Annotated in this window: 19 protein-coding genes; 10 read left to right on the top strand and 9 right to left on the bottom strand. The window is 45.8% G+C overall.

Going from position 1 to position 21,416, the window contains the following annotated elements; genetic code table 11:
• Positions 1-3: 3 nt before the first annotated feature.
• The gene (locus tag BLV62_RS28205; protein ID WP_139170401.1) at positions 4-1,815 is read left to right on the top strand and encodes a cellulase family glycosylhydrolase; all 1,812 of its coding nucleotides are present in this window, start codon (positions 4-6) and stop codon (positions 1,813-1,815) included.
• Positions 1,816-1,964: 149 nt separating this feature from the next.
• Here the strand turns inward: BLV62_RS28205 and BLV62_RS26060 are convergent, their stop codons facing one another.
• From BLV62_RS26060 to BLV62_RS26070, 3 genes are all read right to left on the bottom strand, one after another.
• Positions 1,965-2,417, bottom strand: a complete 453-nt coding sequence (locus BLV62_RS26060; protein ID WP_089765751.1) for a DoxX family protein — start codon at positions 2,415-2,417, stop codon at positions 1,965-1,967.
• 108 nt (positions 2,418-2,525) lie between these two features.
• The gene (locus BLV62_RS26065; protein WP_089765753.1) at positions 2,526-2,924 is read right to left on the bottom strand and encodes a hypothetical protein; all 399 of its coding nucleotides are present in this window, start codon (positions 2,922-2,924) and stop codon (positions 2,526-2,528) included.
• Complete coding sequence (locus BLV62_RS26070; protein ID WP_089765755.1) at positions 2,879-3,073, bottom strand: hypothetical protein; 195 nt, start codon at positions 3,071-3,073, stop codon at positions 2,879-2,881. The genes BLV62_RS26065 and BLV62_RS26070 overlap by 46 nt, the downstream gene beginning before the upstream one ends.
• Before the next feature lie 65 nt (positions 3,074-3,138).
• Between BLV62_RS26070 and BLV62_RS26075 the strand changes: the two genes are divergently transcribed.
• Positions 3,139-3,720, top strand: coding sequence for a TetR/AcrR family transcriptional regulator (locus tag BLV62_RS26075; RefSeq protein WP_089765757.1), 582 nt, complete (start codon positions 3,139-3,141; stop codon positions 3,718-3,720).
• Positions 3,721-3,779: 59 nt separating this feature from the next.
• On the opposite strand, the gene yiaA is transcribed toward BLV62_RS26075, so the two are convergent.
• Together yiaA and BLV62_RS26085 are read right to left on the bottom strand one after the other, a co-directional pair.
• Positions 3,780-4,214, bottom strand: a complete 435-nt coding sequence (gene yiaA, locus BLV62_RS26080; protein WP_089765759.1) for an inner membrane protein YiaA — start codon at positions 4,212-4,214, stop codon at positions 3,780-3,782.
• Positions 4,215-4,295: 81 nt separating this feature from the next.
• Positions 4,296-4,859, bottom strand: coding sequence for a Crp/Fnr family transcriptional regulator (locus BLV62_RS26085; protein WP_211117982.1), 564 nt, complete (start codon positions 4,857-4,859; stop codon positions 4,296-4,298).
• A gap of 143 nt (positions 4,860-5,002) precedes the next feature.
• On the opposite strand from BLV62_RS26085, the gene BLV62_RS26090 reads away from it, so the two are divergent.
• A complete protein-coding gene (locus BLV62_RS26090) occupies positions 5,003-6,811 on the top strand; it encodes an ABC transporter ATP-binding protein (RefSeq protein ID WP_089765761.1) in 1,809 nt (602 codons plus the stop codon).
• Here BLV62_RS26090 and BLV62_RS28870 read toward each other — a convergent pair.
• Positions 6,801-7,352 carry a DUF1801 domain-containing protein gene (locus BLV62_RS28870; protein ID WP_089765763.1) on the bottom strand — a complete coding sequence of 184 codons (552 nt, stop codon included), beginning with the start codon at positions 7,350-7,352 and terminating at the stop codon, positions 6,801-6,803. The two genes, BLV62_RS26090 and BLV62_RS28870, sit on opposite strands and share 11 nt — an antisense overlap.
• A gap of 141 nt (positions 7,353-7,493) precedes the next feature.
• Between BLV62_RS28870 and BLV62_RS26100 the strand changes: the two genes are divergently transcribed.
• The gene (locus BLV62_RS26100) at positions 7,494-8,678 is read left to right on the top strand and encodes an aminotransferase class V-fold PLP-dependent enzyme (RefSeq protein WP_089765765.1); all 1,185 of its coding nucleotides are present in this window, start codon (positions 7,494-7,496) and stop codon (positions 8,676-8,678) included.
• Positions 8,679-8,713: 35 nt separating this feature from the next.
• On the top strand, positions 8,714-9,529 hold the full coding sequence (locus BLV62_RS26105) for an alpha/beta fold hydrolase (protein ID WP_089765766.1): 816 nt from the start codon (positions 8,714-8,716) through the stop codon (positions 9,527-9,529).
• Here BLV62_RS26105 and BLV62_RS26110 read toward each other — a convergent pair.
• The gene (locus tag BLV62_RS26110) at positions 9,522-10,331 is read right to left on the bottom strand and encodes a response regulator transcription factor (RefSeq protein ID WP_089765768.1); all 810 of its coding nucleotides are present in this window, start codon (positions 10,329-10,331) and stop codon (positions 9,522-9,524) included. The two genes, BLV62_RS26105 and BLV62_RS26110, sit on opposite strands and share 8 nt — an antisense overlap.
• A 74-nt stretch (positions 10,332-10,405) precedes the next feature.
• Here BLV62_RS26110 and BLV62_RS26115 point away from each other — a divergent pair, with 74 nt between their 5' ends.
• Together BLV62_RS26115 and BLV62_RS26120 are read left to right on the top strand one after the other, a co-directional pair.
• Positions 10,406-11,173, top strand: a complete 768-nt coding sequence (locus tag BLV62_RS26115) for an AraC family transcriptional regulator (RefSeq protein ID WP_139170402.1) — start codon at positions 10,406-10,408, stop codon at positions 11,171-11,173.
• A gap of 56 nt (positions 11,174-11,229) precedes the next feature.
• Entirely contained in the window at positions 11,230-12,207 is a 978-nt protein-coding gene (locus tag BLV62_RS26120; RefSeq protein WP_089765772.1) for a nitrilase family protein, read from the top strand.
• A 21-nt stretch (positions 12,208-12,228) separates the two neighbouring features.
• Here BLV62_RS26120 and BLV62_RS26125 read toward each other — a convergent pair whose 3' ends face one another.
• Positions 12,229-13,959 carry a GMC oxidoreductase gene (locus BLV62_RS26125; RefSeq protein WP_089765774.1) on the bottom strand — a complete coding sequence of 577 codons (1,731 nt, stop codon included), beginning with the start codon at positions 13,957-13,959 and terminating at the stop codon, positions 12,229-12,231.
• Positions 13,960-14,388: 429 nt separating this feature from the next.
• Here BLV62_RS26125 and BLV62_RS26130 point away from each other — a divergent pair, with 429 nt between their 5' ends.
• Together BLV62_RS26130 and BLV62_RS26135 are read left to right on the top strand one after the other, a co-directional pair.
• Positions 14,389-14,586, top strand: a complete 198-nt coding sequence (locus BLV62_RS26130; protein ID WP_089765776.1) for a KTSC domain-containing protein — start codon at positions 14,389-14,391, stop codon at positions 14,584-14,586.
• Positions 14,587-14,650: 64 nt separating this feature from the next.
• The gene (locus BLV62_RS26135) at positions 14,651-14,863 is read left to right on the top strand and encodes a hypothetical protein (protein WP_089765779.1); all 213 of its coding nucleotides are present in this window, start codon (positions 14,651-14,653) and stop codon (positions 14,861-14,863) included.
• A gap of 132 nt (positions 14,864-14,995) precedes the next feature.
• On the opposite strand, the gene BLV62_RS26140 is transcribed toward BLV62_RS26135, so the two are convergent.
• Positions 14,996-17,890, bottom strand: coding sequence for a triple tyrosine motif-containing protein (locus BLV62_RS26140; RefSeq protein ID WP_089765781.1), 2,895 nt, complete (start codon positions 17,888-17,890; stop codon positions 14,996-14,998).
• 296 nt (positions 17,891-18,186) lie between these two features.
• Between BLV62_RS26140 and BLV62_RS26145 the strand changes: the two genes are divergently transcribed.
• On the top strand, positions 18,187-21,399 hold the full coding sequence (locus tag BLV62_RS26145) for a SusC/RagA family TonB-linked outer membrane protein (protein WP_089765783.1): 3,213 nt from the start codon (positions 18,187-18,189) through the stop codon (positions 21,397-21,399).
• The last annotated feature ends 17 nt before the right edge of the window (positions 21,400-21,416 follow it).

Consider the following 21,416-nt stretch of genomic DNA (forward strand, 5'->3'; position numbering starts at 1 on the left):
CAAATGAAACATTTTCTATTCTTATCTGCACTGTTAATACACAGGTGTAAACTGTGGCTTGCGGGAGTCATAGTACTCCTTTCGGTTACTGCCAGGGGGCAGCTGCCTACCGCCCAGCAAGTGGCCAGCCAGATGAAGGTTGGCTGGAACCTGGGGAATACCCTGGAAGCTATTTGCGGGGAAAACGCCTGGGGTAACCCCAATGCTACCCAGGCATTGATCAATTCTGTAAAAGCGGCGGGGTTCAATACGGTAAGGATACCATGCGCCTGGGATTGTCATACCACCAACGGAGTAATTGACGCCAACTGGTTAGCGCGTGTGAAAACGGTGGTCGACTATTGCATAAACAATAATATGTATGCGATCATCAACATTCACTGGGATGGGGGCTGGTTGGAGAATAACTGTACGCCCGGCGCCCAGAACGCTGTAAATGCGAAACAGCAGAATTACTGGACGCAGATCGCCAATTATTTTAAGAATTATAATGAACGGTTGCTTTTTGCGAGTGCGAATGAGCCGGCGGTTAGCGATGCAACGGGTATGGCGGTTCTTTTATCTTATCACCAGACTTTCGTAAACGCGGTTAGGGCAACGGGCGGAAACAATAGTTCCCGGAGTCTTATCATCCAGGGCCCTTCAACAAATACAGACCAGACCTATACCCTGATGAACACCCTGCCAACCGACCAGATCTCCAACCGTTTGATGGTAGAAGTACACTACTATGCGCCCTGGCAGTTCTGCGGCTTAACATCGGATGCCTCATGGGGTAATATGTTTTATTATTGGGGGAACGGCTATCACTCTACTACCCAAATCGACAGGAACAGCACCTGGGGAGAAGAAAGCGAAGTGGAAAGGGCATTGGGGCTGATGAAAACCAAATTCGTGGATAACGGCATCCCGGTGATCATCGGGGAATATGGCGCTATTAAAAGAACAAACCCGGCAGATCTTTCCCTTCACCTGGCGTCACGGGAATATTTTAACAGGTATGTTACCAGTTCTGCGAGAAACAAAGGGATGATTCCAATCTATTGGGACAACGGCGCTTCCGACTTTGGCATATTTAACCGCAATAACGCGGCAGTAAGCGACCAGGGAGTGATAAACGCCATCATGCAGGGAGCAGGCGGAAGCGGCGGGTATATTACCCTGACCAACCGGGCTACCGGGCTGTTGATAGATGGCATTGGCAGAACGGCCAATGGGTCCAATTGTTCGCAATGGGGCAATAGCGGAAGCTACAACCAGCAATGGACATTGGAAACAGCGGGCAGTTATGTGAAACTTAAGAACCGGGCCACGGGGTTGTATTTAGATGGAATGGGCAGAACGGCTAATGGCTCAATTGCCGGGCAATGGGCCAACAGCAGCAGCAACAACCAACAATGGAGCATGGAGAGTACGGGAGGTTATGTAAGGTTTAAGAACCGGGCAACCGGCTTGTATCTTGATGGCCTTGGACAGTCGGGCAACGGGGCCGACCTGGGTCAATGGGCTACCAGCTCCAGCTATAACCAGCAATGGTCTACTGCTACTGTAACCAACGCACGGGTTGCGGCGACGGCAGCCTCCCTGACATATGTAGACGCTGATAAGACCACCGCATCGGTTGAGTTATATCCCAACCCTTCTTCATCAATTTTTAACCTCGTGGTTAATGATAACGAAAAGATCCTCCTTATCCAGGTTGTTGATATAACAGGCCGGGTGGTGGAAACAATAAAACCCGTAACTGTTAAAAACCGGTTGGAATTTGGCGGGTCACTCAAGCCGAATACCTATATAGTAAAGGTTACCGTATAGTAAAGGTTACCGGCGCCAACTGGACAAAATCATTTAAGATCATTAAGCAATAGCGCGTTTTGCACTAACAGCGCAGATCATTATATCAATAATGGCAATAGTCACCAGGTGATTATTGCCATTATTTTTCAACGGATGGAGATACGGTCTTATGCCCATATGCAAGTCCAGTAAACCCATACAATAAACAGTACCTGTAACGGAATTCTAAACCAGAGGTAGGATACCCCGGGTCCTATACCTTCCGGTCTTTGATAATCTATCCTGTTGATTGCAGCGTTGATATTAGCGGGTAGAAGGCAGATAAAGAATAGTATGAGCAACCAGCCGGTAAGCGTGGTAGCAAGCGAGAAGAATAATGCTATTGCTGCAAGTATTTCGATAATACCTGTTGCCACTACCCAAAACTCCTTATAGGGTATGGCTGCCGGCATCATCTGCGTCATTCCTTTTTTATATAAAAAATGACCAAGGGCGGTAAATAACAGCATAGATCCCATCCCGATCCGGCCGGCGTGCATGTAATCAGGATCTTTTCCCAATACCAGGTAAACAACAATAGCCAATAATGTAATGCTTAATAAAACGATCAGAGGTTTCATAGTTAAATAATATAGATATATTTAACTCTAATCTATGTATTTTATTGCAACTAATTGTAAACTGGTTACCAGGAGGCTGGATAATTTGTTAATAAGTGAAGACCGGTCTTAATGGGTTTTCCGTTGGTGAACCTGGTAATAAAAAAGAGCTCCGGCAAAATAGGCCGCCACGTCTCCCCAATCGGCAACGGATGATGATACATAACAGGGAACGATCAACTCAAACACCAGCGCTGTATACAGCGCCATCAGCAATAAATAATACAAGGGATAAGTATAACCGGTATTTCTTAATACAATATAGCGGGTAAAAGACAGGGATAAATGCGCTGCCACTGGTATAAACAGGAAATCCGTCAGCCAGTTATTCACCCAGGGAAGGGGCAGGGATAAACTTCTAAAGCCCCTTACCAGCAGGTAAAGTACAATATAGGTAGTAAAGAGCGGGTCGACCGTTCCTTTTATAAAGCGAAGGAAATAGCTGCCGCCAATACCAGCGATACGCATGAAAATAGTATTAAAAACATGGCAAATCCTATGTTCTTGCTCACTTTTACAATCGGCTTATCGTCGGGCTTTACCGGGAACACCGCTTCTCTGAGCCTTTTCAGTAAAGGTTTACTGTCTTCTCCCTGCCGGGTCTGTTGCTCTTCCATCTTTCAAAATTTAGAACAAATGTACTAATATTTTCTAAATTAGAACAATTGTTCTAATTTAGATCATGCAAACGAAAGATAAGATCCTGGAAGCAGCATTAGCTTTATATAACAGCAACGGGGTAAACAACATTACTACCCGTCATATTGCCGCCAGTATTAACATCAGTGCCGGCAATCTGCACTACCATTTCAAACATACAGACGATATTATACAAGCCTTATACGACCGGTTATCGGGTGAGTTTGACGGTATTATTTCCCGGATACAGCAGGCGAACATCGAAAACCTGGAATCGCTCAGCGCCTTTGCATATGAGTCGTTCGAACTGGTTTACAAGTACAGGTTCATCTTCCTCGGCTTTGTGGATATCGGGGCCCGGATACCGTCCATTAAGGCAGCCTATCAGCAGCTTATGCGGAAAAGAAAGAGGGAGTTTAAAGGAGTGTTCAGGCTGCTGGTCAGCAACGGTACATTCAGGGACGATATTCCCGATACGGTGTGGACAGCCCTTGTTACCCAGATATTTATTGTGGCGGATTTCTGGCTTTCAAACAATGAGCTGACCTTGCAGTTGGAAGGAAAGAAAGCGATCAACCATTATACGAAGGTATTTGAGGCGATGTTTTTTCCGTACATGCGGTAGGGTTATAAATAAAAAAGGCCCCTGACGGAGCGCTTTAATGGGGTTATCAGCAATGAACATCAATGGCCGGACTCACTCTCTCTATCTTTTATTGTTTGTTTTCCTTTTGTATCGCGGGTATTTTTTTGCACCGCAATGGCAGAAAAAAGGCTAAGCAGGAATGACATAGCATAAAAACCTTTCTCACTTTTTGTCAGTTCTGCATTCCATAACCCTACTACCAGCAATAGGATGGCAAGTAAGGTGGAAAACCAGGCCAACCCGTAATAAATACCGGTAACAGGAATTCCCTCGAGCTGGTCGCGAACCGATTTTTGAAGGGAGATAGCTGAAAACAGGCCGAACATCAATACAGTGAAGTAATATCCTTTTTCATTCAGTTGCATTTCTGCATTATACAATCCAACATTAAAAGCTACAATACCCGCTAGAAGCGCTATCCAGGAGGCAGCAATAAAAGCGGCGGAAGGTTGTTGCGTTGTTTTCTGTTCCATAAAGGCAATTTTATGGACACAAAACTATCATTCTTCCGCTATATTATTTTTGACATTAATCAAAAATCTATATAATAATTGTTAAAGCCGGCTACGGACACGGCTAAGCGTTTCCTGGGAAATGCCCAGGTATGAAGCAATATAGCCTAAAGGAACCCGTTCAATTATATGGGGAGAGCGTTGCAAAAGATTTTCGTATAGTTCGGAAGCCGTCCTGAATTGGGCATTCACAAAACGCTCTTCCAGGCGGATATAATATTTTTCATAAGCAATCCTTATCAGCCGTTCCGCCTCGTGGTATTCATTCAGCAATTCTTCCAGCGCCTCTTTGGAAATAGACCATAATACGCATCCTTCCATTAACTGGATGTTCTCTACAGCCGGTTCCTGGGTAATAAAGCTATGAAAAGAGGTTACAAAATCGTTCTCGAACCCGAACCAATGGGTGATCTCCTTGCCTTCAAGATTATAAAACCCGCGTACAGAGCCCTGCTCAATAAAATACAGGTGCCGGCATACCCGCCCTTCTGTAATAAGGAACTCATTTTTTGGCAGTACCACTTTGGTGACACGATCCAGCAGGCGTTGCTGCATCTCCGCGCTTAACTGGTGAATATTTCTGAGCTGATCAAGAAGCCTGTTCATCCTGTAAAAATAAAAAACAGATACGGAAGCAGCAATTCCCGCTGTTTTAAATAAATCTTATATCAAAATGCCCCGTTCACCTGTTATATCTTGTAACGCTTAATAACTTTAACGAAATTAGTATCCTATCAATACTATTCAGCATGAAAATTCTATGGAACTATCTGAAGCCACATAAATGGCTGGTTGTATCAGCCCTTTTGCTTGCCGGCGCCAGCCAGGTGTTAAGTATGGTTGATCCTATCATTTTCGGGAAAATAGTAGATAATTACGCCAGCAACCCCAATCACAGGCCGCAGGCCGAACTGGTGAAGGGCGTCCTTTTCTGGCTTGGGATAGCCATTGCCGTAGCCTTACTGGCCCGGCTGGCAAAATCGTTCCAGGACTACATGATCCGGCTGGTAGTTCAGCAGTTCGGTATGCAGGTATTTAACGACGGGCTGAAACAAACCCTCCGGCTCTCCTTCGAAGAATACGAAGAACAGCGAAGCGGCGAAACCCTGGCAGTACTGCAGAAAGTAAGAACAGATACAGAGCGGTTCATCACCGCCTTTATCAATATCCTCTTTACCTCCCTGGTTGGAATGGCTTTCCTTATCTGGTATGCCATTACCAAAAACTGGACGCTTATACCCGTATTCGTAATTGGCATCGTATTCCTGGGCGGACTTACAGGTTTGCTCAGCAAACGGATGAAAACTGTGCAAAGGGCCATTAACCGGGAAACCCTGCAACTTTCGGGCGCCATTACTGAATCGCTGAGGAATATTGAGCTGGTGAAAAGCCTTGGGCTGACCTTCCCCGAGATCAGGCGGCTAAAGACGTTTACCAGGGAAATATTTGACCTGGAGATGAAGAAAACAAAACAGGTAAGAACGCTTTCGTTCCTGCAGGGCACTACCCTGAACATCCTGAAACAATCCATCCTCTTTATCCTCCTCTGGCTTATATTCAGGAACATCCTGACAACAGGGGAGCTGATCTCCATGCAGTTCATCACCGCCACTATATTCGTACCCATGCAGGACCTGGGAAATATTATCATCCAGTACCGGGAAGCCGAAGCCTCCCTGCACCTGTTCGACAGGCTGATGAAACGCCCTATAGAAGTACGTCCTGAACACCCTATAGAAATCGGACCTTTGCAACAGATAAGGTTCGACAACGTAATTTTCAGGCATAAAACCGCTACCTCCAACGCCATCGACGGCATCAGCTTTACCGTGGAAACCGGCGATACCATTGCATTCGTAGGCCCCTCCGGTTCAGGAAAATCTACACTGGTGAAACTCCTGGTCGGCCTGTATAAAACAAACGGAGGGGAAATATATTTTAATGACATCCCCTCTTCGGAGATCAGGTACAACGCCCTGCGCAGGCAGATCGGCTTTGTAACGCAGGACACTCAATTGTTTGCCGGCACCATCAAAGACAACCTGCTTTTCGTAAAACCCGACGCTACGGACGAAGAGGTGCTCGACGCCCTGGAAAAAGCCTCCTGCAATGCGCTGTTAGCCAGGTCAGACAAAGGCATCTATACCCGCCTGGGAGAAGGCGGAGTAAAGCTCTCGGGAGGTGAAAAACAGCGTATATCCATTGCCAGGGCATTGGTACGCAAACCCCGGCTGTTGATCTTTGACGAAGCTACCAGCGCACTGGACTCGCTCACCGAAGAAGCGATTACAGATACTGTCAGGAACATCTCCGCCAGGCGGGAACAGATAACCGTATTGATCGCCCATCGGCTGTCGACCATCCTGCATGCCGACAGGATCGTCGTACTTGAAAAAGGTCACATTACGGAAGTGGGCACCCACGAAGAACTGCTGGCCAATAAAGGTCTTTACTATGCGATGTGGCGGCAGCAGATAGGCGAACGCAGATCTGCTTTCCGCAACACCGCAGATATACAGGAAGAGGACGACGAAAATGAAGAACCGGTTAATTTTTAAACTGTAGCCCTTCTGCGGCCAAAGCCTCTCTTAACCTTGGTATAGAACTGGGGCCAACGCCATGCAACGCCAGAATATCTGCCTCGCTGTACCTGGCCAGCTGCTTCACTGTTTTTATGCCTTTACCCATTAATGCCCGTTGGGCGGGTTGTGAAAGCGAAGAGAGAAAACCAGCAGGAGCGGGCTTGGCTCTTTCCGCATCTTCTGCTATCCTGAATTTTACGATCCTGCTGATCAGATCAGCAGGCAAAGGCTGGTCCAGCGGGAACTGTACAGTCCCTTTCGACTGCTTATAGCTGGATAATTCCTTTTTAAATTTTTCTATGCCGCTGGGTGTCGGATAAAAACCAATATGGTTCTTGAACGCAGCAAAATATACCAGGTTTCCATTTTGCCTGTAGGCTGGTATGCCGTAACTAATTTTTTCTTCAGCCTTAGGCGCAGCCTTGCGGATAATTTTGCGCATCTCATTTAACAGCTGTTGAACAGCTGTTGGAAACCCTGCTATATACGCATCTACATTCGGGGCTTTTCTTTCCATATGCTGTACTTTTTTAGATAAAATTAGAAGATTTCAACGTTCTGTGATTGGGGGAATGAGACAGAAACAGTGGGCGTTCACGACATTTTTAAATTAGCTGGCCCATTTTTCTGAAATGTATACCTTCGTAGAAAAGATAGTATGGATATCCAGGCCCTAAGAAATGACACGCCAGGTTGTAAAAATGTTGTCCACTTCAATAATGCAGGCGCTTCTCTCATGCCGCAACAGGTACTGAAAGCCGTACAGGACTACCTTGAAACGGAAGCCGGCTACGGAGGCTACGAAACTGCCGCCAAATACCAGGAAAGGATCAATCAGTTCTATGATGCAGGCGCCAGGCTGCTGCACTGCCAACCCAGGAACATCGCCTTTACCACCAATGCAACGGATAGTTACATAAAAGCATTATCATCGATCCCTTTGCAAAAAGATGACGTTGTGTTGTTGACCAAAAACGATTATTCTTCCAACTTTATCTCCCTTCTTTCTCTCCGGGAAAGAACCGGCATACGATTAATTGAAATCAATAACAGCGCAAGCGGGGAATTAGACCTGAACGACCTGGAAGAAAAAATCAGGAAGTATCAGCCGAAGCTGTTATCTGTCACCCATATACCCACCAGTTCCGGACTGGTGCAACCAGTAGATGAGATCGGCCAGCTCGTTAAACAACATGATATCTTTTACCTGTTGGATGCCTGCCAGTCTATAGGCCAGCTGGATGTAGACGCAATAAGTACGCATGCCGACTTTATTTGTGGAACCAGCCGTAAATTTTTACGCGGCCCAAGGGGCGGCGGAATTTTGTATGTATCAGACAAGGCATTGGAAAGGAAGCTGACGCCCCTCTACCCTGATCTCGGCGCCGCGCTCTGGACCAGCAGGGATACTTACGAGGTGCTTAAGGATGCCAAAAGATTTGAGCTGTGGGAAAAGTCGTATGCCCTTATCATGGGTAGTATTGCAGCAATAGAATATGCAACCAACATTGGCCTGAACAATATCTGGCAACGGAACCAGGAACTGGTTGCCCTGCTGAGGAAAGAACTGACAGCAGCGGGCATGACCCTGCAGGACAAAGGACAAATACATAGCGCCATTATTACCTTCACTCTCCCTGTTCAGGCAAGCGGCGATACGCTGAAAAAATACTTAAATGAAAGAGGCATCAATATATCCATCACTCCCAAAAGCTCCGCGGTAATTGATTTTGAAGAAAAAAATATCGACTGGGCAGCCAGGGTTTCCCCACATTATTATAACACGGAAGAAGAGATCCACATCCTTATTGATGCGTTAAGATCATTTAATAAACTATCATAAATTTTTATATTATTTTAGGCCTATAACCTATAAATATGAAATCAAAACAAATCGCCATCGGCCAGCATCATCTTGCCTATTATGAGCAAAACAGCGAAGCGGATCACACCATTTTTTTTGTACATGGCAATTGCACTTCTTCCACAGCATGGAAAGAACAAATGAGCAGTCCTTTATTGAAAGATTACAGGCTGGTGGCGTTTGACCTGCCGGCTCACGGGCAGTCATCTACGTTTCCTTCCTATACTATGCCGGCATTGGGAGAAGTTATTCATACCGCCGCCAGCCAGTTAAACAAAAAAGGTGCGCAGTATATTATTGCCGGGGTGTCTATCGGTACTAATGTTGTTGCTGAATCGCTGGCTTTCGGCCAGGAGGCGGCTGGTATTGTGCTGGCAGGCCCGTGTATCGTAGGAGGCAGTATTGGTTTGCAGGAAGTAGCCCTGCCGGATATAGATCTGCATGTAGGATTTGTTGAAGCAGCGCCGGTAGACGAGGTAAAAACATACGCCATCCTGGCGGGATTAGCCGAAAACAGCTCGCAGCTGGACGATTTTGTAACTGCATACTACCAGGCCGATAAAGCATTCAGACCAGCGCTCTGGGATAGTATCATATCCGGCAGGCACAGCGATGAAATAGCCCTGCTGCAAAAGGCCGGTAAACCTGCCTTGGTGATCTTTGGAGCAGACGAGAAAATATGCGATATCAACTACCTCGATAACGTCCGCCTGCCATTATGGAGAGATAAGATCTTCAAAATACCGGCAGCAGGTCACCTGGTTCAGTCGAACCAACCGGGTATATTTAGCCAATACTTAAAGGAGTTTGCAGACGAAATAATTAAATAAGCTGGTTTTTAACGGCATAGGTGATCAGTTCTGTAGCATTGCCGGCGCCGCATTTTTCCATCATATTCCTGCGATGGGCGATGACGGTATGCTCGCTGAGGTAAAGCTTACGGGAGATCGCTTTGCTGGTAAGCCCTTCTGCTACATACAGCAATATTTCCTTTTCGCGTTTGGTAAAAAGGCTATCCTCTTTATGAATATAGTAAGCCTTTTTTGACACCTGGTTTCCTGCACCGAGGAAATGGGTATTATCTACCTTTTCCACTACCTGGATCACGGGATTATCAGCTTTGAAATGTTCTACATTGGTTATTACGCCAAAGCTTAACAAAGGGTTTCCTTTACTGTCTGATTTAATAAAACAATTGCGTTGCAGGAGATTGATATATCGTCCTCCTTTTGTCTGGAAACGGAAATTGTAGCTGAACACATAGTTGGGATGTTCTGCCGGCGGGATCTTTCTGAGTATAGACAGCCTGTCAGGAAAGATCTCTTCGTTGAACAAACGCAGATGGTCTTTCTGGTATTTATCCAGGGTTAAGGATAACCCATCCTTTATAAAATCGCTGCACTGATAGCCTAATAATAGCTGCATCGATTTTGATACAACAGTATATTTGCCTGTAGTATAGTCCAGTAAATAGATCCAGGGAATGCTATGACTAAAAACCGAATTGCTGACGTCTGCAAAATGTAGTATACGCTCTAATCCTTCTGTTTGTAATTGCTCTCTGGAATAAGTTTGCTGTCTTATATGGTTGATATATCCTAACCAGGAATTAGTATCTTTTTTTCTTTTCATAGATACCGATTTAGGGGTTGCGTGATATAAAGGTAACTAAAAATCACGGAACAGTTGCTTACCTTTATACCGTTATGCAAATACCGCCGGCGCCCATATTGCAAGCATATATAAAACACTATTTGTTCCTGAGAACGAATGAAGTAAGGGGAATGAACAGGCTTCGCTTTTTTGCCGACGGAAATACCGGGATCGTTTTCTCAGAACAACTGGCCAATTCAGCAGGCCTGTTGCCGCGTACGCTGGTATACGGACAGCTCGATACTTTCCAGGACCTGTATTGCACAGGGGTTACGGAAATGATGATAGCAGTATTGCAACCGTTAGGGTTATATCACCTTTTTAATCTTCCGCCGGCGGAGATCGGGCAGCAAGGTATTTCACTCAGCGAAATCACAGGACCAAAGGCCGACAGGCTATGGGAACAGGTTTGCAACGCCAACCAACCCCGGGAAAAGATCAGGATCTTTGAGGCATTCATTCTGCCTCTTATCAACAAACCCTTACCCGCCGAACTGGAAAAGGCGCTTGAGTATATCGCCATAGAAAAAGGACAGGTGAACATAACTGCATTATGTACCTTTACCGGCTGGCATGAAAGGAAGCTGGAACGATATTTTGCAACGCATATCGGCGTCGGCCCTAAAAAATATACAGATCTCATCAGGATACAATCGTTTATCAAACAACTGAAAAAAGCGCCTAATCTTACCGCTGCCAGTCATGCCGCGGGGTATTATGATCAACCGCATCTTATCAGGACATTCAGGAAACATACCGGCCTCACTCCTTCTCAATACTTACAGGCCAACCCGCTGGCCAGTAATTTTTTAGCTATTTAACAACCGATGTCGGAAATATACATTTTTAGCATTCCCGTGTCCGTTAGTTTTGGGGTATGGAAAAGTTAAAAGTGGCTACCGCCCAATTCGAAAATAAAAGCAACGACAAAGCTTATAACTTATCGGTAATTGACAGGCTTTCAGCAAAAGCTGCAGCAGAAGGCAACCAGGTGATCGCTTTTCATGAATGTTCTGTAACCGGCTATTCTTTTGCCAGGAAGTTGTCGCGAAATGAAATGCTGGAACTGGCAGAGCCCATACCTGATGGACTTTCTGTGAAAACGCTGATAACAATTGCCGCTAAAAACAACATCGTTATACTGGCCGGGCTTTTTGAAAAAGATGCCGATGATAAATTATACAAGGCATATGTATGCGTGGATAAAAACGGGTTGATCGCAAAATACAGGAAACTGCATCCTTTTATCAACCCGCATCTTACCCCTGGCGACAGCTACTGCATATTTGACCTGTATGGCTGGAAATGCGGTATCCTTATCTGTTATGATAACAACATCATAGAAAATGTAAGAGCAACCAGGCTGCTGGGAGCTGATATCATTTTTATGCCGCATGTAACTATGTGCACCCCTTCTACCCGCCCCGGAGCAGGGTTTGTTGATCCCGCACTCTGGGAAAACCGGGAGAGCGATCCAACCTCCCTGCGCCTGGAGTTTGAAGGCATGAAAGGAAGGGGCTGGCTGATGAAATGGTTGCCCGCAAGAGCGTACGACAACGCGATATACGTTGTATTTTCCAACCCTATCGGGATGGATGATGACCAGTTAAAAAACGGATGCGCCATGATCCTCGACCCGTTCGGGGATATTTTAAGCGAATGCAAAACGTTGGGAGATGACTTTGCCAGCGCTGTATTAACGCCCGAAAAACTGACGCAGGCAGGCGGATACAGGTATATACAGGCAAGAAGACCAGAGCTGTACAGGGATATACTTGGTCAACCGCATGCTTCTTCACAAAAAGTAGTATGGATGCAAAATGCAGACGGTAAAAATAACAACAGCCAGCAGTAAGAAGCTGGCTGTTACCTATCTCTATAAATTTCCTTTCTTCAGTTCTTCAACTGCATAATCAACCGCCCTGGCAGTAAGGGCCATATATGTTAAAGAAGGGTTCTGATTACCTACGGAAGTCATGCATGCGCCATCTGTTACAAAAACGTTCCTGCATGCATGCAACTGATTCCATTTATTCAATAAGGAGGTTTTAGGATCTTTTCCCATCCTGACGCCTCCCATTTCGTGGATGTCCAGTCCCGGCGCCTGGTTGGTATCCCAGGTATAAATATCTTTGCAGCCGGCCTTTTCCAGCATCTCAACACCCTGGGCCTGGAAATCTTTCATCGACGCTATATCATTATCATCATACCCTACAGCAGTAACCAGCAAAGGCATGTCCCATTCGTCGCGCTGCTCTTTGCTGAGGCGTACATGATTCTCCTTTTTAGGAATAGTTTCTCCCTGCATCCCCATATACACCGACCAGCCGCCTGGTTCGCCCAATCCGTCTTTCCAGGCCGCGCCTATGCCATCTTTCCCATATGCATTCCCCCAGCCGCTCCTGCCAACGCTATAATACATCATGTAGCCGCCAAGGAAAGGCATATCGCGTTTAAAAACATTCCTGAACGAAGGAATAAACGCCGCTGTAGGCCGGCGGCCGTAGTAGTATTTATCCTCAAATCCTTCCATGCGGGCGCCTATGCTTCCGCGGTAATTATGGAAAGCAATGTACCTGCCCAGCAGGTCATTTTCATTACCCAGACCATTGGCAAACCGGTTGGAAACGGAATTCAGCAAAATCAGGTTAGTATTGAGCGTACCGGCATTTACGAAGATCACCTTTGCAAAATATTCCGTGGCTTTTTTGGTATGGGCGTCTATTACTCTCACTCCTGTTGCCTTTCCCTTTGCTTCATCATAGATCACAGAATGCACAACTGAGTCGGGTTTCAGGGTCAGATTCCCTGTTTTGGCAGCCCAGGGCAAGGTAGAGGAGTTAGAGCTGAAATAGCCTCCAAAAGGGCATCCGCGTTCGCAAAGACTTCTTGCCTGGCATTGATTGCGCCCTTGCTGATAATGTACATCCTGTGGCTTGGTCAGATGGGCGCAACGGCCAATGATAACATGTCGGTCGTTATAATGTTCTTTAACTTTCTGTTGAATATGCTTTTCTGCGCAGTTCAGTTCCCAGGGCGGAAGAAATTCGCCGTCGGGCAGGTTCACCAACCCGTCTTTATTTCCGCTGATGCCTACAAACTTTTCTACATGGCTGTACCAGGGCGCCAGGTCGTTGTACCCGATAGGCCATTCCACTGCATACCCATCGCGGGCGGGCGATTCAAATTCAAACCTGCTCCAGCGCTGGGTCTGACGCCCCCAGATCAGGGATTTGCCGCCAACCTGGTATCCACGGATCCAGTCGAAGGGTTTTTCCTGTACATAAGGATGCTCTTTATCTTTTACGATGAAGTGAGCGGATGTTTCATTAAACGCATAACATCTTGCCGCTATAGGATTATCGTGGCTTTCGGATAAGGATACCCGTCCCCTGTGCGGGAAGTCCCACGGATTTTTGGTGGCGGTAGGATAATCTTTCAGGTGCTTTACATCTCTTCCTCTTTCCAATACCAGGGTTTTCAACCCTTTTTCACAAAATTCTTTTGCCGCCCATCCTCCGCTGATCCCTGAGCCTATTACAATTACATCGTAAGTGTTTGCCGCGGTTCCCCGGGTATTGATCTGAACGCTGTCCACTGTTAACATAGCTATTGTTTTTAAAGATGTTCACTGGTTTATGATGATAGGATATGTGTTAGATCCATTACAGGTTATTAATAACAGAGAAAGATTAGTTTCTCATAAGGTGGAACTGGGCATTCAAATTATAAATTTTCCCAGGCAAATAAAAGCATATTGCTAAAATTTATTTCAATGCTTCTTCGTGCTGATAGCCGGTAAAGGAATGGAAAAAAGAAGTGCCTGACCGGAGCGGGGAAAAATTGGGTAAAGGTGTTGCCATTCTCATCAATCTTCGTCACTCAGAACATTCATTTTACGCTGCTAATGCATCCTGCGCTAACCGGCCACCCTGTTTAAACCCTCTACAGGCTTGTATATAAACCAAACCCGATGTTTTGCAGCCAACGGAGCAACCTGCTACCCGCTTAGCATAAAACTTGCAGCGGCTAAGGTATGCCTTCATCTGTTGTTGCACATATGATCTATAAACCCGAAACCCAAACATTGCGTATCGTTTACGTATCAGGAATGGTATATGATTATAGCCCGGTTCCGGAATCCGTTTACCAGGAAATGAAGGCTGCCTTTTCAAAAGGAACATTTCTGAACGAAAAGATCAAAGGGCGCTATCCGTATAAAAAAGTGAATTAAGCCAGTATCCTTCATACGAGATTGCGTCACACTAAACCTGGGCTATGCCTCCGCGCAACGACTGATGCAGCTAAAAGACTCCATCAATCTTCTTTTCGGAGATAAAGCCATTGATTTCTGGACAGGGCTTGGCTACCCCAACGGCTATATCGACAGCCTTTATAACAGCGGAGATGATGTGCATTTTAATGCAGCCGGTCAACGCATCCTTTTTGAACGCGGGGTAGCAAAGAACATCCCTTCGGTGTTATGCGGCAGTACAGCCAGGCACGCATAGCCCGTAGAAGCAGCACCAACCTTCAAACCATTGGTAGCAGGATTTTCAAACACACCTGCTTCAACAATAAAAATATACCCGAATCCTGCCACCTCTTATGTCTCTTTGCCTTCTTTGCGCCTCTGCGTGAAACTAACTTTCAGCGATTGCGTTCAGGAAAGCCGTCATAGATTGCTCTTTTTGCAGTTGAAGTTTCTTCCTGATCCTATATCTTTTTATCTCTACTCCTCTTACAGAAATTGCCAGCAACTGTGCAATCTCTTTGGTAGATAACTGCAGTTGCAGGTAGGCGCATACTTTCAGGTCGGTAGGCGTTAAGGTAGGGAAACGGCTTTTCAGTTTTTTAAGGAAATCGTTGTTGATCTCGTCGAAGTGGCTGGCAAATTTATCCCAGTTATCGCTGTTTTTTTCTGCGTCGTTTAATAGCAGTAATGCGTCTTTGATCTCGGGGTTGTTGCCATATTTCTTATATACGCCGGCCAGGATGTCTTTTACTTTTCCCAGGGCGTCACCCTTTTCTACCAGGTGCATAGAGGCATCGGCCAGGGCATTGTTTTTATAGTGGATTTCGTTGGCCAGTTTTTCATTCTGCAGTTTGATGATCTCCTTTTCATTCTTTTCGATCTCCAGCTGGTGTATGTATTTCAGGCGTTGTTGTTCTTCGTCGAATTTCCGCTGTTGTTTGGCGAGGTTGCGCAATTGCCAGTGATACAACAGGAAAAGGACGCCTATAAATAACAGCAGGTAGGCAAGGTAAGCCCAGATGGTTTTATACCAGGCGGGAGCTACGATGAAGCTGTAGGTGACTACAGACGATTCATGGCCCAGGTTGTCGTGGGCCTTCACTTTGAAAGTATAGTAACCATCCGGCAGGTTGGTATAATCTTTTTCTGGCTTGGCCGACCAGGCCGACCATTTATTATCATAACCTTCCAACTGGTAGCTATATTCTATATTATTCTGAAGTCCATAAGCCGGCGAACTGTATTCGAAATGGAAAGAGTTGTAACTGCTGGGTAATGTTAATAACTCCTTCTCTCCCTGCGTATAGCCATGTGCCGCCCGCTCCTTAAAATAGCCGCCGAAAATAATGCTGTCTGATTTCCCGAAGGCTTTCACCTGTCCAAGTAATACTTTAATAACCTGTTTGCTGTTGGTGTACTTTTTATAATTGAGATGTATTACGCCTTTTTCAGACCCGATGAAAATATTCTCGCTGTTGTAGGGATAAATATTTTCGAACCCGAGCAGGATCTTTCCATTCAGTTCGGGGATCATGGTAATAGAAAACGGTTGGCGGGTATTCAGCTGGTTGTAGTTGACAACGCCGATCGTTTTCCCGCTGCAGAACCAGATATTTCCATCGGCATCTTCATTCAGGTAACGGATCTCCATATTCCCGAAAACAGGAGTAAGAAAGTCGGAAGGTGTGAATTTGTTGGCAGCAGGATTAAATTCATAAATACCTTTAGTGGTACAGAACACTACCCTGTTCCTTATTTTAAAAACATAATTACTTAGGGCAGAAGGCAGACCGTTTTCGGTATACAGGTGATAGGAAATAGATCTCTGGTCGGGAGATAGTTGGAGCCTGTAAACGCCCCTGTAGGGGTGAGAAGCCCATATATTATTATTGTTGTCGATTTCCAGGAACCGTAAAGATTCTTCGGGTCCTTCTGCTTTGTTTGTTGCAGAGAAATGACCATCCTGGTATTTTAGCCGGCTGATGCCGGTGTAGGTTCCTACCAATGTTTCTTCGGCAGGGAAAACTGCCGTCAGCGGTTTATATAGCCAGGCGCCTGTACGGTCTGATAATCTTACGCTGCTATGATCTTTCAGTACCGCAATGCCTGTGTGTTGGCCCAGCAGGAGCTGGTTATTCACTTCATCCAATCTCCATATCTCTCCCCTGCTATTCTCTACCCTGGCAAAATTACCCTTGGAAAAGCTCAGGTCGCCGTTCTCATTATTCAGGGGTACATAATAAGCGCCATCGGAAGTAGCTATGTAAAGTTCGTTGCGGAATATTTTGGTAGAGTAACCTGAAAGTTCATTCCGGGTATTGGGAGTGATGTATTTTACCGCGGAGTTATAGGCGATCATGCTGATCCCGTTGTTCAATCCTACCCATACATTATTATTCCTGTCAAGAAATACGCTGATCACATCATTATTCTGCAAGCCTTCTGTTCTGCCTATCTGTTGTACTACTTTCCCGTTGAAATCGGTGACAATACATCCATCTGCTGTAGTGCCTATCATCAGTTCTGAAGCATTGATCCGCGCTGCCACATTGGCGTTGCTGGAAGAAAGCGGGGGTTGATGACGGATGATTGAGTCTTTATATAGATAATAGATACCGTCGGCCTGGGTGCTTACCAGTATGCTGTCGGCGCCGATGCTCGTGATACCGGTGATAAGGGTATTGTTAAGTTTAGGGTTGGTATGCACGGGTATCCATTGCTGCCCCTGCAACCGGAGCAGCCCATTCAATTTATCCTGTGCGTAGATGGTAGTACCTGCCTTTTTGAAGTATAGCCAGTCGTTGGCATATACTTTTATCCGTTTATTGCTGTATTCAAATATCCTGTCGGATGCCTGGAAATAGACAGCTCCTTTATGGATCTCTATGCGCCAGATGTCCGCAAACTTGTTAAATTGCTCCGGAATCTGGTCTTTCAATGAATTATAAGACAAATTTCCGTTAGCTCCCGTACTGAAGTAGCCTATTTCTCCCTGTCCCCCTACATATATATTGTCCTCTTCATCAATACCCAATGCCCGAACGATGGTACGGTTAGGAAGAGGATAGATCTTCCAGTGGCTTCCGTCGTAAGTGAGCATTCCCTCGTTATTCGCAAAATAGAGTATATCCCTGCTGTCTTGTTTTATATCCCAGGTTTGAGTACCGGCCTGGTAATCGCTTTTGCTGTAGTTAATGATCTGTGGTAATCCTATAGTATTCTGAGCGGTTAATGTTCCGCAAAAGGCAAAAAACAATATGATTACTAGCAAACTTGGTTTCATAACGGCGGCATTACTTCGGTTGATGTAGTAATGATGTAGTTGATATTTATTAAAAATCAATCAGTTATTATAAAATGATGTATTAGTGTTGTGGCGTTAAAGTTGTCATCGATTTTAGCAAATCCTAATTTCACTTCCCTAAAGTAGCATGTAAGATAAGCAGAATTATCAACCAACAGTTCAATGCAATAAACGTAAAAAATACATCTGTAACATATAAAAACAACCAAGTTAAATCATCCCTTAACGATTAGACAAAAGCCTTGTACGAAACATTATCTAAAAACATTTCACGTATGAAAAGAATCTTACAGCGAATTCCCGTGCTGGTATTTCTGTTGTTTGTGCATGTTGCCTGGTCACAACAACGAACAGTTACCGGGAAAGTAACCGACGAATCTGGTTCCCCGGTACCCGGGGCTTCCGTATCGGCCAAATTATCCAAAAAGGCGGTAGCTGCCGATGCTGAAGGCAACTTCTCTATTACCGTACTACCTGACGAAAAAGTACTGACTATATCAGCCATCAGCTTCGCAACACAGGAAGTGCCTGTAGGAAATGGCATTGTTGCCGTACGCCTGAAACAATCCGACAAAGAACTGAGCGAAGTGGTAGTGGTAGGATATGGTACCCAGAAGATCACCCAGGTATCCGGCGCTATTTCTACCGTCAAGGCAGAAGACATCCAGCGGCTGAAGCCTGTAAGGATAGAAGAAGGATTGCAGGGGTTAACAGCCGGCGTGAACGTGATCCAGAGCGGTTCGCCTGGCGCCAAACCTACCGTGCTGGTAAGAGGTATCCCTTCCTTTAGCGGCGTAGACCCCCTGGTGATTATCGACGGGGTTCAGCAAACGCTCGACGACCTGAACGCCCTGAACCCATCCGATGTCGAAAGCATGAACGTATTAAAAGATGCGGCTACATCGGCTATCTATGGCATCAAAGGCGGTAACGGGGTGATCGTGGTGACTACCCGCAGCGGTATGAAAAACCAGAAGCCGGAGATTAACGTAAACCTGAACTACGGTTCACAGGAAGTGTTGAAAACCATCGGCGTGTTAAATGCAACAGAATATGCCGCTATGATCAATGAAGGCAGCACCGCCGCCGGAGGCAATGTGATCTTCCCCGATCTTTCCAAGCTCGGGAAAGGCACTAACTGGCAGAAAGAGATCTTCCACAATGCGCCTATACAGAACTACAGTGTAAGCGCCAGGGGTGGGAGCGACAGGATCACCTACTTTGTTTCCGGGTCTTATGTAGGCCAGGATGGGATTGTTGGAGGCGGAGATAAATCGAATTTCAACAGGATCAACGGTACTGCCAATTTAGCAGCAGATATCACCAGCAAATTGAAGTTGCTGGTAAATACCAGTTACGCCAATATTAAATCACAGGGTATACAGGAAAACTCCTTTAACTCTATCATAGGCAGCGCCCTGAACTTCGATCCTACCGTGCCTGTGTATAACGACGTGCCTAATACAGTAGGCAAATATGGTTTCAGCAACCTCCTGCTGTCGGAGATCTTTAACCCGCTTACAAAGCTCGACAATACCTACAACCAATCCAATGGCAATAAGATGTGGGGCAAAGTGGAATTGCAATATGAAGTTATCAAAAACCTGAAACTGACCACCCGCTTTGGTTATACCAACTGGGACCAGATAGGCAAAAGTTTCACCCCACTTGTTTTCTACGGACCACTGAACGTGGAAAACACCATGAATGCCGATGGTTCCACAGTTACCATCAAAAATGGGTTAGGCCAGATCTCGTCCAGCGCTCATAACAGCGTGAACGAATATAAGAACAGCAACTCCAGCTACGTTTCAGAAACCTTTGCCAGCTATAATTTCAACATAAAAGAAGATCACCACTTTGATGCGGTATTAGGTCTGAGCCTTTCCAGGAGTAATTTCTACAACATGAATGTTACCGCCCAGGATGTACCTTTCAATTCATGGGAGTTTGCAGACGTCAATGCCGCTACAGGTACCAATACCGCCGCCGTGGTTTACTTCCGCGACACGGTGATCAACGGTGTAGCTATGCAGGTAAGAGATCCGCGCGGCGACGTGGCGGCCAACCTGAATGGCAGAACAATGGGCCAAAGCAGGGGATTCAGGAAAAACCTCTCCTATTTCGGCAGGGTGAACTACGATTATAAAGAAAAATACCTGGCGTCTATCAGCGTACGCCGTGATGGTTCCTACGCTTTCCCTGAAAACAAATTCGCTGACTTCGTTGCAGGATCTGTGGGCTGGATCATTTCAAGGGAAAATTTCTGGGAATCTGAATTTTTCAATTACCTGAAAGTGAGAGCAAGCTACGGTTCTGTGGGTAACGAAAACATTACTCCGCCAATCGTTAAAGTAGTTACCGGCGGTCCGAACTACGACGATGCTAACAACAACGGTTACACGTTCGGTAATACCTTCGTTCCGGGATCTACCATCGCTTCTTATGCCAACCCGATAGCGGGATGGGAGAAACAGATACAGATCAACGCCGGGTTTGATGTAAGCTTCTTCCAGAACAAGTTCAGCATCACTGCCGATTATTACCAGAAAGATGTAAAAGGCCTGTTGTTCAAACCTCTTGTATCGCTGTACATGGGAACAGCTAAGGTACCGGATGCCAATATCGGTTCCACAAGAAGCCGCGGTGTGGATATCTCTGTGGGGTATACCGACAGGCTGTCCAAAGACTTTTCTATTAACACCCGCGTGAATGTAACAACTACCAACAACCTGGTTACCCAAACCAACTCCGATAACAGTTTCGTGCTTTACGGCGGTAACTACTTCAATGGCCAGTCGCAGAATGTAACAGCTTTTGAAGCAGGCAAAGCGCCTGGCTATTTCTTTGGCTTCAAAACCAATGGCCTTTTCCAGACGGCAGACGAGATCAACAAAGCACCTAAACAACTGGGAGCAAGACCCGGCGATATCAGGTTCGTGGATATGAATGGCGATGGCCAGATCACAGACGCCGATAAAACCGAGATCGGCAATCCATTCCCTAAATTCACTTTGGGCTGGAACCTCACCCTGAACTACAGGAATTTTGATTTCAACGTATTTGCCTTCGCCTCCTATGGCAACGACATCTACAGGGCTTATGAAAGGAACGCCAACTATACCAACAAGTTCAGGAATATATTAGACAGGTGGACCGGTCCGGGTTCGACCAACGACGCTAAAAATCCACGCTATTCATTTACTGATGACAATAACAACGCCAGGGCGTCTGACAGGTATATCGAAGATGGTTCTTTCATCAAGATCAAGAACATACAATTGGGTTATACTTTCCGCCAACCATTCCTGAAAAGAGCCGGATTTAAAGATATACGTATTTACGCACAGGTAAAAAATGCCTACACATTCACCAGGTACTCAGGATTTGATCCGGAAATCGCTGGCGGTATTATGAATACAGGTGTCGACAGAGGTGCTTATCCACAGTCCAGGGTCTGGGCTTTGGGTCTTGATTTCAAACTCTAATACTCCACGTAAAAACA

The sequence above is a fragment of the Chitinophaga terrae (ex Kim and Jung 2007) genome (genome assembly GCF_900107795.1).
Classification (GTDB): Bacteria; Bacteroidota; Bacteroidia; order Chitinophagales; family Chitinophagaceae; genus Chitinophaga; species Chitinophaga terrae.

Excerpts from the sequence above, each read along its gene's own strand:
- BLV62_RS28205 (WP_139170401.1), top strand. The coding sequence starts at position 4 with ATGAAACATTTTCTATTCTTATCTGCACTGTTAATACACAGGTGTAAA.
- BLV62_RS26060 (WP_089765751.1), bottom strand. The coding sequence starts at position 2,417 with ATGAAACCTCTGATCGTTTTATTAAGCATTACATTATTGGCTATTGTT.
- BLV62_RS26065 (WP_089765753.1), bottom strand. The coding sequence starts at position 2,924 with ATGCGTATCGCTGGTATTGGCGGCAGCTATTTCCTTCGCTTTATAAAA.
- BLV62_RS26070 (WP_089765755.1), bottom strand. The coding sequence starts at position 3,073 with ATGGAAGAGCAACAGACCCGGCAGGGAGAAGACAGTAAACCTTTACTG.
- BLV62_RS26075 (WP_089765757.1), top strand. The coding sequence starts at position 3,139 with ATGCAAACGAAAGATAAGATCCTGGAAGCAGCATTAGCTTTATATAAC.
- yiaA (WP_089765759.1), bottom strand. The coding sequence starts at position 4,214 with ATGGAACAGAAAACAACGCAACAACCTTCCGCCGCTTTTATTGCTGCC.
- BLV62_RS26085 (WP_211117982.1), bottom strand. The coding sequence starts at position 4,859 with ATGAACAGGCTTCTTGATCAGCTCAGAAATATTCACCAGTTAAGCGCG.
- BLV62_RS26090 (WP_089765761.1), top strand. The coding sequence starts at position 5,003 with ATGAAAATTCTATGGAACTATCTGAAGCCACATAAATGGCTGGTTGTA.
- BLV62_RS28870 (WP_089765763.1), bottom strand. The coding sequence starts at position 7,352 with ATGGAAAGAAAAGCCCCGAATGTAGATGCGTATATAGCAGGGTTTCCA.
- BLV62_RS26100 (WP_089765765.1), top strand. The coding sequence starts at position 7,494 with ATGGATATCCAGGCCCTAAGAAATGACACGCCAGGTTGTAAAAATGTT.
- BLV62_RS26105 (WP_089765766.1), top strand. The coding sequence starts at position 8,714 with ATGAAATCAAAACAAATCGCCATCGGCCAGCATCATCTTGCCTATTAT.
- BLV62_RS26110 (WP_089765768.1), bottom strand. The coding sequence starts at position 10,331 with ATGAAAAGAAAAAAAGATACTAATTCCTGGTTAGGATATATCAACCAT.
- BLV62_RS26115 (WP_139170402.1), top strand. The coding sequence starts at position 10,406 with ATGCAAATACCGCCGGCGCCCATATTGCAAGCATATATAAAACACTAT.
- BLV62_RS26120 (WP_089765772.1), top strand. The coding sequence starts at position 11,230 with ATGGAAAAGTTAAAAGTGGCTACCGCCCAATTCGAAAATAAAAGCAAC.
- BLV62_RS26125 (WP_089765774.1), bottom strand. The coding sequence starts at position 13,959 with ATGTTAACAGTGGACAGCGTTCAGATCAATACCCGGGGAACCGCGGCA.
- BLV62_RS26130 (WP_089765776.1), top strand. The coding sequence starts at position 14,389 with ATGCCTTCATCTGTTGTTGCACATATGATCTATAAACCCGAAACCCAA.
- BLV62_RS26135 (WP_089765779.1), top strand. The coding sequence starts at position 14,651 with ATGCAGCTAAAAGACTCCATCAATCTTCTTTTCGGAGATAAAGCCATT.
- BLV62_RS26140 (WP_089765781.1), bottom strand. The coding sequence starts at position 17,890 with ATGAAACCAAGTTTGCTAGTAATCATATTGTTTTTTGCCTTTTGCGGA.
- BLV62_RS26145 (WP_089765783.1), top strand. The coding sequence starts at position 18,187 with ATGAAAAGAATCTTACAGCGAATTCCCGTGCTGGTATTTCTGTTGTTT.